The sequence below is a fragment of the Candidatus Ruminimicrobiellum ovillum genome (genome assembly GCF_002392975.1).
Classification (GTDB): domain Bacteria; phylum Elusimicrobiota; class Endomicrobiia; order Endomicrobiales; family Endomicrobiaceae; genus Ruminimicrobiellum; species Ruminimicrobiellum ovillum.
The window spans coordinates 176,664-190,639 of sequence record NZ_DGIC01000012.1 but is presented as its reverse complement, the minus strand read 5'-3'; the positions used below and the strand labels follow the sequence as shown (position 1 = coordinate 190,639).

Annotated in this window: 14 protein-coding genes; 13 read left to right on the top strand and 1 reads right to left on the bottom strand. The window is 32.9% G+C overall.

Annotation, left to right across the window (positions count from 1 at the left end; all coding sequences use genetic code 11):
• Window positions 1-402 precede the first annotated feature (402 nt).
• From B2Y85_RS07465 to B2Y85_RS07450, 4 genes are all read left to right on the top strand, one after another.
• The gene (locus tag B2Y85_RS07465) at window positions 403-1,686 is read left to right on the top strand and encodes an O-acetylhomoserine aminocarboxypropyltransferase/cysteine synthase family protein (RefSeq protein ID WP_372519857.1); all 1,284 of its coding nucleotides are present in this window, start codon (window positions 403-405) and stop codon (window positions 1,684-1,686) included.
• 612 nt (window positions 1,687-2,298) lie between these two features.
• Entirely contained in the window at window positions 2,299-3,231 is a 933-nt protein-coding gene (gene cysK, locus B2Y85_RS07460; RefSeq protein ID WP_372519856.1) for a cysteine synthase A, read from the top strand.
• A 268-nt stretch (window positions 3,232-3,499) separates the two neighbouring features.
• A complete protein-coding gene (gene hydE / locus B2Y85_RS07455; protein WP_372519855.1) occupies window positions 3,500-4,531 on the top strand; it encodes a [FeFe] hydrogenase H-cluster radical SAM maturase HydE in 1,032 nt (343 codons plus the stop codon).
• 53 nt (window positions 4,532-4,584) lie between these two features.
• Entirely contained in the window at window positions 4,585-5,220 is a 636-nt protein-coding gene (locus B2Y85_RS07450; RefSeq protein WP_372519854.1) for a hypothetical protein, read from the top strand.
• Between the two features lie 91 nt (window positions 5,221-5,311).
• Here the strand turns inward: B2Y85_RS07450 and B2Y85_RS07445 are convergent, their stop codons facing one another.
• On the bottom strand, window positions 5,312-6,034 hold the full coding sequence (locus B2Y85_RS07445) for a M15 family metallopeptidase (protein WP_372519853.1): 723 nt from the start codon (window positions 6,032-6,034) through the stop codon (window positions 5,312-5,314).
• Window positions 6,035-6,169: 135 nt separating this feature from the next.
• Between B2Y85_RS07445 and B2Y85_RS07440 the strand changes: the two genes are divergently transcribed.
• The 9 genes from B2Y85_RS07440 to B2Y85_RS07400 all read left to right on the top strand — a co-directional run bounded on the left by B2Y85_RS07440 (window position 6,170) and on the right by B2Y85_RS07400 (window position 13,975).
• The gene (locus tag B2Y85_RS07440; protein WP_372519852.1) at window positions 6,170-7,336 is read left to right on the top strand and encodes a MalY/PatB family protein; all 1,167 of its coding nucleotides are present in this window, start codon (window positions 6,170-6,172) and stop codon (window positions 7,334-7,336) included.
• Between the two features lies 1 nt (window position 7,337).
• On the top strand, window positions 7,338-8,402 hold the full coding sequence (gene mnmA / locus B2Y85_RS07435; RefSeq protein ID WP_372519851.1) for a tRNA 2-thiouridine(34) synthase MnmA: 1,065 nt from the start codon (window positions 7,338-7,340) through the stop codon (window positions 8,400-8,402).
• A gap of 1 nt (window position 8,403) precedes the next feature.
• Complete coding sequence (locus B2Y85_RS07430; RefSeq protein ID WP_372519850.1) at window positions 8,404-8,694, top strand: rhodanese-like domain-containing protein; 291 nt, start codon at window positions 8,404-8,406, stop codon at window positions 8,692-8,694.
• A 265-nt stretch (window positions 8,695-8,959) separates the two neighbouring features.
• Complete coding sequence (nifS, locus tag B2Y85_RS07425) at window positions 8,960-10,153, top strand: cysteine desulfurase NifS (protein ID WP_372519849.1); 1,194 nt, start codon at window positions 8,960-8,962, stop codon at window positions 10,151-10,153.
• Between the two features lie 66 nt (window positions 10,154-10,219).
• The gene (locus B2Y85_RS07420; protein ID WP_372519848.1) at window positions 10,220-11,452 is read left to right on the top strand and encodes a cysteine desulfurase family protein; all 1,233 of its coding nucleotides are present in this window, start codon (window positions 10,220-10,222) and stop codon (window positions 11,450-11,452) included.
• A gap of 56 nt (window positions 11,453-11,508) precedes the next feature.
• Entirely contained in the window at window positions 11,509-11,886 is a 378-nt protein-coding gene (nifU, locus tag B2Y85_RS07415; RefSeq protein ID WP_372519847.1) for a Fe-S cluster assembly scaffold protein NifU, read from the top strand.
• 241 nt (window positions 11,887-12,127) lie between these two features.
• The gene (locus B2Y85_RS07410) at window positions 12,128-12,571 is read left to right on the top strand and encodes an RrF2 family transcriptional regulator (RefSeq protein WP_372519846.1); all 444 of its coding nucleotides are present in this window, start codon (window positions 12,128-12,130) and stop codon (window positions 12,569-12,571) included.
• A 55-nt stretch (window positions 12,572-12,626) separates the two neighbouring features.
• A complete protein-coding gene (gene thyX, locus B2Y85_RS07405; protein WP_372519845.1) occupies window positions 12,627-13,298 on the top strand; it encodes an FAD-dependent thymidylate synthase in 672 nt (223 codons plus the stop codon).
• A 119-nt stretch (window positions 13,299-13,417) separates the two neighbouring features.
• A complete protein-coding gene (locus B2Y85_RS07400) occupies window positions 13,418-13,975 on the top strand; it encodes a flavin reductase family protein (RefSeq protein WP_372519844.1) in 558 nt (185 codons plus the stop codon).
• Window position 13,976 lies beyond the last annotated feature (1 nt).

Below are 13,976 nucleotides of genomic sequence, written 5' to 3'. Positions count from 1 at the left end.
AAAAAATAGTAAAAAAATAAATTATTTGATATGTATATAAAGGGTTAAAAATATGAATTTAAAAGATAAACAAATAATAATAGATAGTCAAAATAAAATCATTCCACGATGTTGCATTAAAGAATGTGATTTGTTTTACGAGCGAATGTGTAGGTAGTAAAGAAGTAGTAGTTGGAAAGTAGTAGTTAAAAAGTAAAGATCTTAGAAATTAAAAAATAATAAAAAATAAAAATTCGATAAAAAATTGTCAAAGATGATTTTTTATGGATCGAGATGTTTTTTTTGCTAAACAAAAAATTTTCAAGTTGCCATGTATGAAAATATAAAACACATAAAATACATAAAACTTGAAAATTCAAATGTGAAAATAAAAACTTTCGATCATTATAACAGGAGATAAAAATGTCAAAATATAAATTTGAAACATTACAAGTACACGTAGGACAAGAAACACCGGATTCAGCAACAGATTCAAGAGCAGTACCAATTTATGCAACAACATCTTATGTATTTAAAGATTCCGCAACGGCAGCAGGCAGATTCGGACTTACTGTCGGCGGAAACATTTATACAAGATTGATGAACCCGACTTCAGATGTTCTTGAAAAAAGAATTGCAGCACTTGAAGGCGGAGCTGCAGCACTTACAACAGCATCGGGAGCATCTGCAATTACTTATGCAGTTCAAAATATCGCAACTGCAGGGGATCATATAGTATCTTCCACAAATCTTTACGGCGGAACATACAATTTGTTTGCAAATACTTTAAAAGAGCAAGGAATCTCAACAACATTTGTTGATCCTTCAAATCCCGAAAACTTTGAAAAAGCAATAAAAGAAAATACAAAACTTCTTTATGCCGAAACATTAGGAAATCCTAATTCAGATGTTATAGATTTGGATGCAATATCCAAAATTGCACATAAGCACGGAATACCTTTTATAGTAGACAGTACATTTGCCACACCTTATTTATTAAGGCCTATTGAACATGGTGTAGATATAGTGGTACATTCGGCAACAAAATTTATCGGCGGACACGGTTCGGTAATGGGTGGAGTTATCGTTGATGCCGGAAAATTTGATTGGGCACAAAACGATAAATTCCCGGGACTTTCAAAACCTAATCCGTCTTATCATGGTGTAGTGTTTACAAAAGCGGTAGGTAATTTGGCATACATAATAAAAATAAGAACAACATTGTTAAGAGATCAGGGAGCAGCAATATCTCCGTTTAACTCTTTCTTGTTGTTGCAAGGTCTTGAAACCCTTTCTTTAAGAGTGGAAAGACATGTATCAAATGCACTTAAAGTGGTAGATTTCTTAAAGAATCATCCGCAAGTAGAAAAAGTTAATCATCCGTCTTTAGCAACGGGAAAACAAAAAGAATTGTATGACAAATATTTCCCGAAAGGTGCAGCTTCAATATTCACATTTGAAATTAAAGGTACCGCGGAAACGGCAAAGAAATTTACGGAAAGTTTAAAACTTTTCTCGCTTCTTGCAAATGTTGCAGATGTTAAAAGTTTGGTAATACATCCTGCATCAACAACTCATTCACAACTTTCAGAACAAGAGTTGTTAAGCAGTGGAATAAAACCCACAACGGTTAGATTATCTATAGGTACGGAACATATAGATGATATTATTGATGATTTGAAACAGGGTTTTGAAGCAGTTAAGTAAAATATAAAAAACACTTTATATCGACCTTAATATTTTGGTTATAATTTTGCAACTAACTCAATCGAGTACGCCCTTACGGGATCCAAGTACACTTCATTCGTTAGTTGCTTCATTCTAACCTAAAATCTTAAAGTCTCTAATGTTAGAAAAAAATAATAAAAAATTTGTTAAAATAATACTTGTGATTTGGAGGTATATATGAAAAAAATATTGTTAATCATTTCAGTTTTAGCAGTTGTTGTTTCTTTAAGTTTCGCAGAGTGTTGCAGCTGCGGTAATGATAGTTGTAGTACAAGTGAAACTTGTTCAACGGCAGAATGCCCACAGAAATAGAATAGAAAATTAAAAAATAACAAAAATTGTGAAACGATTTTTACCGATGAAGACCGTAAATTTTGAGATGAAGTGAAGTAATTTCAAAACGCGGTGTACAAAAAATTAGCGAAGCGGATAAGTACATAAGTTTTGAAATTACAAAACTGTAGTCCAAAATCTGCGGTCGCTATATAAAACAGGAGAAAAAAATAAAGCGGAAGCGACTTGGTACATAAGGGAGCAAAATATAAAGTCGCAGTTCAAAGTTGTAAATCGTTATAAAAAAGGAGATTTATTATGTCAAAAATATACAAATCAGCAGATGAATTAATAGGAAAAACACCTTTATTGGAGTTCACACACATAGAAAAAGCAGAAAATTTGGAAGCAAAATTAATTGCAAAATTGGAATATTTTAATCCTGCAGGTTCAGTTAAAGACAGAATTGCAAAAGCAATGATAGAAGATGCAGAAAAAAAAGGTTTATTAAAACCGGGTTCAATAATTATTGAACCGACAAGCGGAAATACAGGTATTGGCCTTGCCGCAGTAGCAGCAGCAAAAGGATACAAAATTATTATTGTAATGCCTGAAACCATGTCTGTAGAAAGAAGACAGTTGATGAAAGCTTACGGCGCAGAGTTGGTGTTAACCGAAGGCGCAAAAGGTATGAAAGGTGCTATTGCAAAAGCAGCAGAACTTGCACAGCAAACACCTAACAGCTTTATTCCGGGACAATTCGTTAACCCTGCAAACCCTAAAATACACAGAGATACAACCGGTCCTGAAATATGGGAAGATACCGACGGTAAAGTAGATATATTTGTTGCAGGTGTAGGAACAGGCGGAACAATTACCGGTGTAGGTGAATTTTTAAAATCTAAAAATCCTAATGTAAAAGTTGTAGCAGTTGAACCGGCAACATCGGCAGTTTTGTCTACCGGAGTTGCAGGCCCGCACAAAATTCAAGGTATCGGAGCAGGTTTTGTTCCCGATGTTTTGAACACAAAAATTTATGATGAAATTATTCCTGTTAAAAACGAAGATGCTTTTGCGACAGGTAAACTTATAGGTAAAAAAGAAGGTGTGCTTGTAGGTATTTCTTCAGGTGCAGCTTTGTGGGCAGGTATAGAACTTGCAAAAAGACCGGAAAATAAGGGGAAAAATATTGTAGTTTTGTTGCCGGATACGGGGGATAGATATCTTTCGACAGCTCTTTTTGCAGACTAACATTTTAATATTATTTGGCGAAACGGATTTATCTTTTAAGCTATAACTTTATATTTGCCTTCTTCGAATACCACTCGCTCCGCTTTCATTTCAGTACACTTCAGGCGGCAAATATTTCGTTATAGCTTAAAATTTGTAAATCCTTTGAAAGCCAATAACGACAATAATGTAAAAAGCGGGAAGGTTTCTCTTCCCGCTTTTTTATAAAATCTTAAGGTCTTGAACGACAACGACAAAAAAATTTCCGGTATATGTTATAATATAACTCATGAACATAATTGAAGAATTAAGACAAAACAAAAATCTTTCGAATGAACAGTTTAAACTGTTGCTTGAAACGGACACTTATAAAGATGAACTTTTTAAGCAGGCGGATATTGTCCGTCAACAAGTTTACGGTAAAGATGTTTATTTAAGAGGCTTAATAGAATTTACAAACTATTGTAAAAACGGATGTTATTATTGCGGTATAAATTGCACAAACAAAAATATTCAAAGGTACCGTTTAACAAAAGATGAAATTTTACAATGTTGTAAAGACGGTTATGCTTTAGGTTACAGAACTTTTGTTTTGCAGGGCGGGGAAGATCCCTTTTTTACAGACGATATAATTTGTGATATTGTATCTGCAATAAGAAAAAATTATAAAGATTGTGCAATTACATTATCGATAGGGGAAAAAAGTAAAGAAAGTTATCTTGCTTACTTTAAAGCAGGTGCCAACAGGTTCCTTTTAAGGCACGAAACTGCAAACGAAGAACATTATAAAAAGTTGCATCCCGAAAGTTTATCTTTAAAAAAAAGGAAACAATGCCTTTTTAATTTAAAAGAAATCGGGTATCAGGTAGGCAGTGGTTTTATGGTAGGTTCACCTTACCAAACTATAGAAAACATTATTGAAGATTTTCGTTTTTTGCAGGAACTTAAACCCGATATGATAGGAATAGGACCTTTTATTCCGGCACAAAACACAAAATTTGAAAAGTTTGAGCATGGTAAACTGAATTTAACATTAAAAATAATTTCAATATTAAGGTTGTTGTTCCCTTATGCTTTAATACCTTCAACAACGGCATTAGGAACAATAGATCCGCAAGGCAGAGAACTCGGACTTAAATCCGGTGCAAATGTTGTTATGCCAAATTTATCACCAACCAAATATAGAAATTTATACACTTTATACGATGACAAAATCTGTACAAACGAAGAAGCAGCGGAATGCAGAGGTTGCTTGGAAAGAAGAGTATCTCTTGCCGGTTACAAAGTTGTTACAGATATAGGCGATGTAAAAAATTTATGATAGAATAAAAGAAAAATTAGTAAGTAAATTTTATAAAAAGGAGGCAGTAAAAAATGAAAAAGTTGTTGGTAGTAATGTTGTTGGCGGTAGCAATGGTAGTACCTGCATTTGCAAGTAAAGACAGCAAGTTTGACATTGTAGGTAAATTAGGATTAAGCGTAGTATCAAATTACAATTCATCTTTTTGTTGGGGGCCTGACTATAATACCTACGAAGGTAACACATCTAATGCTTTTGCCATAGCAGTAGAAGGTTATTATAAACTTGATGAAAAATTATCCGTAGGTTTAGGCTTAAGTTATGGCTTTGAATCCGAACTTTCATCTCCGTATGATGCTACTTATTTTTCTTATCAAGATAAAGCAAAGTTAGGATTTACAAATATATATCTTTCCGTAAAACCAAGCTTATCCGAAAGTATTTATGCAGTAGGCCAAATCGGTTACGGAATATCACACGGGTCTTTTTATGATGATTTTAATGTAGGTGGAGCCGTTCTTAAAGTTGATGGTGGCGGATTGTATTTTGGGTTAGGTGCAGGTGTTGAGTATAAATCGTTCTTATTTGAAGTGTTATATTCTATAAATACTGCAACTTTTAAAGAAAAAAATTATGCTTCGTCTGGAACAGATTATGTTTTCAAATATTCTTCTTTAAATGTTAATGTAGGTTATAAATTCTCTATATAGTCTGTCAGATAAAATAAAAAAGCAGGAAGAATGTTTTCTTCCTGCTTTTACATTAAACCACCCATTCACCCTTTCAACTCTTCACCGGTTTTTAGAAGTTTATTGAGTTTGTTGTTCCGCTGCTGTTTTGTAAAAAGTATTCAACATTAAAATCAAAATATGTATCAGGATACGGTTCATCTTTTAAAGTGAAATGCCACCATTCCGAATCGATAGGTTTAAAACCTGCTTTTAACATTGCATCTCTTAAAATTTGTCTGTTTTTCTTTTGTTGTTTTGTAATTTTTTTGTAGTCGGGATGAGATTCTTCACCGAAGAAATCGAATGTTCCGCCCATATCAACAAAACTGCCGTTTTGTTTTATTATTGTTAAATCGATAGTGCTTCCTCTTGAATGGCCGGACTTTGCTGCAACATAATTTCCTGCAAGAAGATCCGATTTCTTTATATCAGGATAAAAAGATTTGTTTCCCGGATCGTTAGGATCGTTTATCCAGTTAACAAAATCGGTAACTGCCTTTTGAGGTCTGTATGTATCCCAGACAAGAATTCTGTAACCTTGTTTTCTTAAATCATCTGCTGCAACCACCAAAGCATCAAGAGCTTCTTTTGTCATATAAGCAACAGGAGCATGATATCCGTCTATTCTGTGTCCCGTAAAATTGTAGTCGGAATAATATCTCATATCATAAACAGCATCAGGAATTCTTGAAGATATTTTTTGAAAACCGCTGCTGTCGGTTGAAACAGTATCTGCAAAAATAAAAGGTGTAACACACAAACATAAAACCAAACTTAAAACAAATTTTTTCATTTTTTACCTCTCTTTTATAATAATGTTTTAAGTTATTATACAAAATTTATATTGACAACAATAATCTTTTTTTATAATATATTTACCTACCTACCTTTATGGTTGGTTAATGGTAAAATTTAAGAGTAAAACAAAATGAATAAAATAAAAAAATCTTTTTTTGATGTAGTTAATAACAGACAAAATACCGGTTCGGTAAAATATGATTTCATACCGAATAGGAACAAAGATGTTATTCCTATGTGGGTAGCCGATATGGATTTTAAAAGTCCGGTCGCTGTTGAAAATGCATTAAAAAAAGTTGCAAGTCACAACATTTACGGATACTCATACATTGATAATGAATATATATCGTTATTGCAAAATTGGTATGCAAGAAGAATGGATTGGAAAATAAAAAAAGAAGAAATTTTATGTGTGCCGAGTGTAATGTTCGGTATATCTGCCGCAATCAGGGCATTAACAAAAGAAAAAGATTCTGTTTTAATTTCACAGCCGGTATATTATCCGTTTATGGATATTGTTAAAGACAACAACAGAAAACTTGTTGTCAGTCCGCTAGTTTTTAACGGTAAAAGATACGAATTTGATTTTAAAGATTTTGAAAACAAAATAAAACAAAATAGAGTAAAAATGTATATATTATGTTCACCGCATAATCCCGTAAGCAGAGTTTGGACAAAACAAGAACTTTTATCTGTTGCAAAGATATGTATTAAACATAACGTTATTATAGTTTCGGACGAAATCCATTCCGATTTCGTTTACGAAAATTATAAACATTATCCGATATGCACTCTTTCCAAAAAGATTGCGGAAAATACAATAACGGCAATAGCACCTACAAAAACTTTTAATCTTGCAGGGTTGCAGGCGGCACATCTTGTAATACAAAACAAAAATATAAGAGAAAAAGTTGTTAAAGCCGTTAATGCGACAGGTTTTCATGTGTTAACAAAACCGGCAATACAGGCTGTAAAAGCAGTTTATAAAGACGGCGAAAAGTGGTTTGATACATTATTAAAATATTTGCAGCAAAACAGAGATATTTTGATAAAAAGTTTTGCCGGAACAAAAGTTTCCGTTCAAGATATGGAAGGGACATATTTGGCTTGGCTTAATTGTAAACAACTGAATTTAAGTTGTGAAAGTATAGAAAGATTGTTTTTGAAAAAAGCAGGAGTTTGGTTACATAAAGGTTCCACTTTCGGTGTTGGCGGTGAAGGGTATATGAGATTAAACCTTGCTTGTCCGCAAAAAGTATTAATTAAAGCCATTAAGCAAATTAAGCAGGTAATTTAAAATGGAAAAAAGAGCTTTAATTGCTATGAGCGGCGGAGTAGATTCAAGTGTTGCAGCTTTTTTGTTGAAACAACAAGGTTATGATTGTATCGGTTGTACAATGAAACTTTATAATAATGAAGATATAGGTGTAAAAAGCAGAACATGCTGTTCTTTGAACGATGTAAATGATGCAAGGTCTGTTGCTTATAAACTGAATATGAAATATTATGTTTTAAATTTTTCTGCGGATTTTAAGGATAAAGTTATAGATAAGTTTGTTAAAAGTTATGAAAGCGGAAGAACACCGAACCCTTGTATAGATTGCAATAAATATATGAAGTTTGAAAAACTTTATAATATGGCACAAAATTTGGAATGTAATTATATTGTTACAGGCCATTATGCAAGAATTGAAAAAATTAACGACAAATATTACTTAAAAAAAGCAGTGGATGACACCAAAGATCAAAGTTATGTCTTATACAATTTAACACAAGAGCAACTTGCACATACTTTGTTTCCTTTAGGTAGTTTACATAAAACGAAAATCAGAGACATTGCAAAAGAAAACGGTTTCATTAATGCCGATAAACCGGACAGCCAGGATATATGTTTTGTTCCGGACGGCAATTATGTTAAAGCAATAGAAAAGTTTTCCGAAAACAAAATAAAAGAAGGGAGCTTTATAGATAAAAACGGCAAAGTAATAGGAAAACACAAAGGAATAGTTTATTATACCATAGGGCAAAGAAGAGGGTTAGGTTGTTTTCAAAAACATGTTTATGTTTGTAATATTTCCGCAAAAGATAATACCGTAATGTTGGGTGATCAGGAAGATTTATATAAAAAAGAGTTTGTTGTAACAGACTTTAATTGGATATTGGGAGTACCGCCGACAGAAAATTTTAGTTGTTCGGTAAAAATAAGATATAAACAAAAAGAACATAAAGCAGATATAGAAGTTTTGGATGATAACAAAGTAAAAATTGTTTTTAACGAGCCGCAAAAAGCAATAACTCCCGGACAATCAGCAGTTTTATATGACGGGGATATTGTGTTAGGCGGCGGAACGATAGCAGATTAAAATGGTTAAAGAAATTTCGGCACAAGATTTTATTAAACTTGATAAAACAAAAATAACGATAGTTGATATGAGAGAAGAAACGGAGTATTCAGACAGTCATTTTGAGGGCAGTGTAAATATTCCTGTTTCAAAATTTTGGGCAGGAATTGATAGTATACCGAAAGGAAAAGCAGTATATGTTTTTTGTAACAGCGGGTATTTCAGCGAAGAAATGGTTATCCTTCTTGAAGAAAGAGGATATGATGCAACAAATGTTTTAGGCGGCTGGCAAAAGATAAAAAGTTATTTTTAAAAGGTTGTAATTGGGAATTTGTATTATAAAAAATACAATAAATCGCGAAGCGATTTCAGAGACCTTAAGATTTTGGGCAAAACGAAGTACAATTCAAAAATTGCAATATATAATTTGCAATTTTTGACGTGACCGTAAAGATTTTAGGAGAGACAAAGAAAATTTGAAACGCAGTGTACTGATATGGTAACGAAGTGATATGGTACATAAATTTTAAATTTTCAAAGTCGTAGCCAAAAAATTTCGGTCGCAATAGGAGAATATAATGGAAAAAAGAAATGTTTATTTAGATAGCAGTGCAACAACAAAGGTCAGGGAAGAAGTATTAAAAGAAATGTTACCTTACTTTACGGATATTTACGGTAATGCATCGTCCGTTCATACTTACGGACAACAATCAAAAGCCGCATTAACCAAAGCAAGAGAAACTTTTGCAAAACTTATAAATGCCGAATCTCCGGAAGAAATAATTTTTACTTCCTGCGGAACGGAATCGGACAACATTGCAATTGTGGGCAGTTTGCTTGCAAATGAAGGTAATCATGTTATCACAAGTAAAATAGAACATCATGCTGTACTTTTTACCTGCCAAAATTTAGCAAAAAAAGGTTATAAAGCAGACTTTATATCCGTTGATAAAACAGGCAGAGTAAATGTTGAAGAACTGAAAAGTAAAATTACCGATGATACAGTTATTGTAAGCATAATGCATGCAAATAATGAAATCGGTGTAATTGAACCGATAGAAGAAATATCTAAAGTTTTAAAAGAAATAAACAAAACAAGAAACAACAAAATATTGTTACATACCGATGCGGTTCAAACTGCAGGCAAACTGAAACTTGATGTTCAAAAGTTAGGTGTGGATTTGTTGTCTGTATCGGGACACAAGTTTTACGGTCCTAAAGGGATTGGTGCTTTATATATTAGAAAAGGCACAAAAATAGAACCGTTATTTCACGGCGGTCACCACGAATTCGGTATGAAACCGGGAACGGAAAATGTTGCCGAAATTGTAGGTATGACAAAAGCATTAGAACTTGCAAACGAAGAAATGGAACAAGAAAGTAAAAAAATATTTAAGTTAAGAAATAAATTAATGAACGGCATTGTAGAAAAAATTCCGGAAGTTGTAATAAATACTGATATAAAATATGCCGTTCCGAGTGTATTAAGTGTAAGTTTTAATTATATAGAAGGGGAATCTTTACTTTTAATGCTTGATATGGCGGGAATTGCGGCATCTGCAGGTTCCGCATGTGCAACAGGTTCTGCAGAACCGTCACATGTGTTGTCTGCAATAGGTGCAAGTCCGCTTGCGGCACAGGGAACATTAAGATTTTCGTTAGGCAGATACAACACCGAAGAAGATATAGATTATGTGTTGGATGTGTTACCGAAACTTGTTGAAAGAGTAAGAAAAATGTCACCGGTGTGGAACAAAAAGGCAGAAGATTAGAAGATTGGAAGATTGGCAACAACAAGAACGGCAAGAAAGGCAGAGGATTGGAAGATTGGAGGAAAAATGAAACAGGTATATTTAGATAATCAATCAAATACAAGAATGGATGATATAGTTTTTGATGCTATGGTCCCGTATTTTAAACAATATTACGGAAACCCACAAAGTATTTATTCTTTAGGACAAATTTCTAAAGATGCAATAGAAGAAGCAAGAATTTCAGTTTCAAAATTAATAAATTCCAAACCGGAAGAAATTATATTTACTTCCTGCGGTTCGGAATCCAACAATTTGGCAATAAAAGGGTATGCATACGGTAACAGTAAAAAAGGTAAACATATTATAGTTTCTGCAATAGAACATTTTTCGGTTTTAAATGCGGTAAAATCTTTGGAAAAAGACGGTTTTGAAGTTACCTATGTTCCTGTAGATAACAAAGGATTTGTTGTACTGGATGAACTGAAAAAATCTATAAGACAAGATACGATTTTGGTATCGATACAATATGCAAATACGGAAATAGGAACTGTTCAAAACATTGATGAAATATCAAAAACAGTTAAAGAAAAAAATGTTGCTTTGCATGTTGACGGGGTTGTTGCTGCGGGAGTTATACCTATAGATGTTGTTAAATCCAATATAGATATGCTTACTATTTCAAGTTCGGTAATTTACGGACCGAAAGGTGCTGCGGCACTTTATGTTAAAAAAGGAATATATTTAAAACCGCAAATAGACGGCGGAGTACAGGAATTTAACAAAAGAGCAGGAACGGAAAATGTTCCGGCAATTGTAGGTTTCGGTGTTGCTTGCAGCAGAGCATTAAGCCAAATGCAACAAAATTATGAAAAAATTATAAAGTTAAGAGATAAATTGATTAACGGATTACAAAAAAACATAGATTATATTTATCTTAACGGACCTACCCAAAACAGGTTGCCGACAAATGTAAATTTTTCTATAGAATTTGTGGAAGGGGAATCACTTTTCCTTTTGTTGGATGCTAAAGGTATAATGGCTTCAAGCGGTTCTGCCTGTGCAAACAAATCTTTAAAAATATCGCATGTGTTAACAGCAATAAATGTTGATGTTGCGGTAGGGCAGGGTTCCATAGTGTTTACATTATCAAAATATAATACGGAAGAAGAAATAGATTATGTTATAAACGAGTTTCCGGCGATAGTTAAAAGATTAAGAATGATGTCGCCGTTATATGACCATTTTAAAAGTACCGGTGAAAGAATGAAAGCCGGTCCTGGAACAGACTATGAGCACCACCATCATCATGAAGAATAAAAATAGAGTTTGAATTAAAAAAATAAAGTTGTTTAAACTAATATAGGAGAAAAGGTATGGCTTTTTATAGTGAAAAAGTAATGGATCATTTTGCAAATCCGAGAAATGTAGGAGAAATAAAAGATGCATCGGGTGTAGGAGAAGTCGGTAACCCTGTATGCGGTGATATGATGAAATTTTATATTAAGGTTGAAAACAACATAATAAAAGATGTTAAGTTTAAAACTTTCGGTTGCGGCGCGGCAATAGCGGTATCTTCAATGGTATCCGAAATGGCAATGGGTAAAACAATTGAAGAGGCACTTGCTTTAACAAACGAAGCGGTTGCAAAAGAATTGGGTGGATTACCGCCAAACAAAATGCACTGTTCCAACTTAGGCGCTGATGCATTACATAAAGCAATTGAAGATTATAAACAAAAATTATCAAAATAGTTCTTTTAAAATTTCTCATTTACAAGCAAAAAAGCCATTCGCTTGAAATTTTTAAAGCCGTGCTCCAACTTGATTTTTCCTAACGACCTAATGTAACGGAAAAATCTTCAAACATGTTCGCACTAAAAAACTTTTTTGATTTATAGTTTTTTACTTTAAAAATTTCTGCACTCATAGACGGCTTTAATCATGCTTGTAAACGAAAATTTTAAAAATGCTTATTAAAGTTTAAGGAGTTAATATGTTAATATCGACAAGAGGCAGATATGCCATTAGAGTAATAATAGATTTGGCACAAAATTCCAACGGGAATTTTATACCTATGAAAGATGTTGCCAAAAGACAAGAGATATCGTTAAAGTATTTGGAAAAAATTTTGCCTATACTTACAAAACATAAAATTGTTGAAGGTGTTCACGGTAAAGGCGGCGGTTACAAATTAGGTAAAAATATAAGAAAATATAAAGTTATAGATATACTGAAACTTACCGAAGGAGACCTTGCACCTGTTACATGCTTAAAAAAAGGTGAACATTGCAAAAGAAAAGCACAATGCAAAACCGTATTTATGTGGAATAAGTTTTATGATATCATAAACAAATTTTTCGGTTCTATAACTATAGATGATTTGTTAAACGATAACAAAAATTTTGATTTGTTCACCAATATTCAACAACTTTTATAGATAACTTAAATTTGTTATAATACTTCATAATAAATAAAACATTTTGGAGTAAAAAATGATAGTAGAATTACTAAAATATACAAACGAGCCGGAAAAAACTTGTGCCATAGCCGGAAGATTATGTTACAGCGCTGTCGGTATAGAAGAATTAAAAGAGAAAATGACACAGGAAAAAATTGAAGATATTTTAAAAAGAATAATAAAGTCCGGACATTTATCTGTTTTGGAACATGCATCATTCAGTTTCGGAATAGAAGGTGTATCAAGAGCTTTACTTGCACAATTGACACGTCACAGAATTGCGTCTTTTTCCGTTCAAAGTCAAAGATATGTAAAGTTTAACAAGAAAGGTGTAGATTTCGTTATTCCGCCTACAATAGCTAAAGATGAAAAATTGTTGGCAAAATATAACGAGTTTTTAAAATTGTCGCAACAATATTATAACGAGTTTATTGAAGCAGGTATTCCTGCAGAAGATTCAAGATATGTTTTACCTAATGCATCTTCAACAAAAATAGTTATTACAATGAATGCAAGAGAATTAAGACATTTCTTTGAATTAAGATGTTGTAACAGAGCACAATGGGAAATAAGAGATATGGCTTGCAGAATGTTGAAACTTGCAAAAGAAGTTGCACCGATACTTTTTAACGATGCGGGACCTAACTGTGTAAAAGGTGCCTGCACGGAAGACAAACCTTGCGGTAAACCTTGGAAAAGAATATAGTTAAAAACAATAAACTGAATATAAAATCCGTATATAATTTATATGCGGATTTTTTATTTTAACAACAAAGTTCAAAATAGTATAATATTAAAATACAATATTGTTTTAAGGAGCATTTTATGAGAAAAAATTTCGGACAACAAACTTGGTTTTATCCTATGCCGGTATTAATCGTTGCTGCTTACGATGAAAACGGTAATGCAAATGCAATGAATGCCGCTTGGGGTAGTGTATATGATTACAAAAAAGTTATGATTTGTTTGGATGAAAGTCATAAAACAACACAAAATATAAAAGTAAAAAAAGCATTTACTATAAGTTTCGCGGATGCAAAACATGTTAAAGAGTGTGATTATTTGGGTATAGTTTCCGGGAACGAAGTTCCGAACAAAATAGAAAAAGCGGGATTTACCGTTGAAAAAAGTTCTTTTGTAGATGCACCTGTAATAAAAGAATTACCGATGACTTTGGAGTGTAAATTAATAAAGTTTGATGATAACGGAAACATTATTGCAGATATCGTTAATGTGAGTGCGGATGAAAAAATATTGGACGAAAAAGGCAAAATAGATCCGTTGAAATTAGAACCTATAAGTTACGACGGTGTAGGACACAAATATTTGAAAGTAAGTGAAGTTGTGGGTAATGCTTTTGAAGATGGTAAAGCAATAAAATAAG

What these genes read in the sequence shown, in the direction of transcription:
- B2Y85_RS07420 (WP_372519848.1), top strand. Translation starts at nt 10,220, where the DNA reads ATGAAACAGGTATATTTAGATAATCAATCAAATACAAGAATGGATGAT.
- B2Y85_RS07450 (WP_372519854.1), top strand. Translation starts at nt 4,585, where the DNA reads ATGAAAAAGTTGTTGGTAGTAATGTTGTTGGCGGTAGCAATGGTAGTA.
- B2Y85_RS07410 (WP_372519846.1), top strand. Translation starts at nt 12,128, where the DNA reads ATGTTAATATCGACAAGAGGCAGATATGCCATTAGAGTAATAATAGAT.
- nifU (WP_372519847.1), top strand. Translation starts at nt 11,509, where the DNA reads ATGGCTTTTTATAGTGAAAAAGTAATGGATCATTTTGCAAATCCGAGA.
- mnmA (WP_372519851.1), top strand. Translation starts at nt 7,338, where the DNA reads ATGGAAAAAAGAGCTTTAATTGCTATGAGCGGCGGAGTAGATTCAAGT.
- B2Y85_RS07445 (WP_372519853.1), bottom strand. Translation starts at nt 6,034, where the DNA reads ATGAAAAAATTTGTTTTAAGTTTGGTTTTATGTTTGTGTGTTACACCT.
- hydE (WP_372519855.1), top strand. Translation starts at nt 3,500, where the DNA reads ATGAACATAATTGAAGAATTAAGACAAAACAAAAATCTTTCGAATGAA.
- B2Y85_RS07465 (WP_372519857.1), top strand. Translation starts at nt 403, where the DNA reads ATGTCAAAATATAAATTTGAAACATTACAAGTACACGTAGGACAAGAA.
- B2Y85_RS07430 (WP_372519850.1), top strand. Translation starts at nt 8,404, where the DNA reads ATGGTTAAAGAAATTTCGGCACAAGATTTTATTAAACTTGATAAAACA.
- B2Y85_RS07440 (WP_372519852.1), top strand. Translation starts at nt 6,170, where the DNA reads ATGAATAAAATAAAAAAATCTTTTTTTGATGTAGTTAATAACAGACAA.
- thyX (WP_372519845.1), top strand. Translation starts at nt 12,627, where the DNA reads ATGATAGTAGAATTACTAAAATATACAAACGAGCCGGAAAAAACTTGT.
- cysK (WP_372519856.1), top strand. Translation starts at nt 2,299, where the DNA reads ATGTCAAAAATATACAAATCAGCAGATGAATTAATAGGAAAAACACCT.
- nifS (WP_372519849.1), top strand. Translation starts at nt 8,960, where the DNA reads ATGGAAAAAAGAAATGTTTATTTAGATAGCAGTGCAACAACAAAGGTC.
- B2Y85_RS07400 (WP_372519844.1), top strand. Translation starts at nt 13,418, where the DNA reads ATGAGAAAAAATTTCGGACAACAAACTTGGTTTTATCCTATGCCGGTA.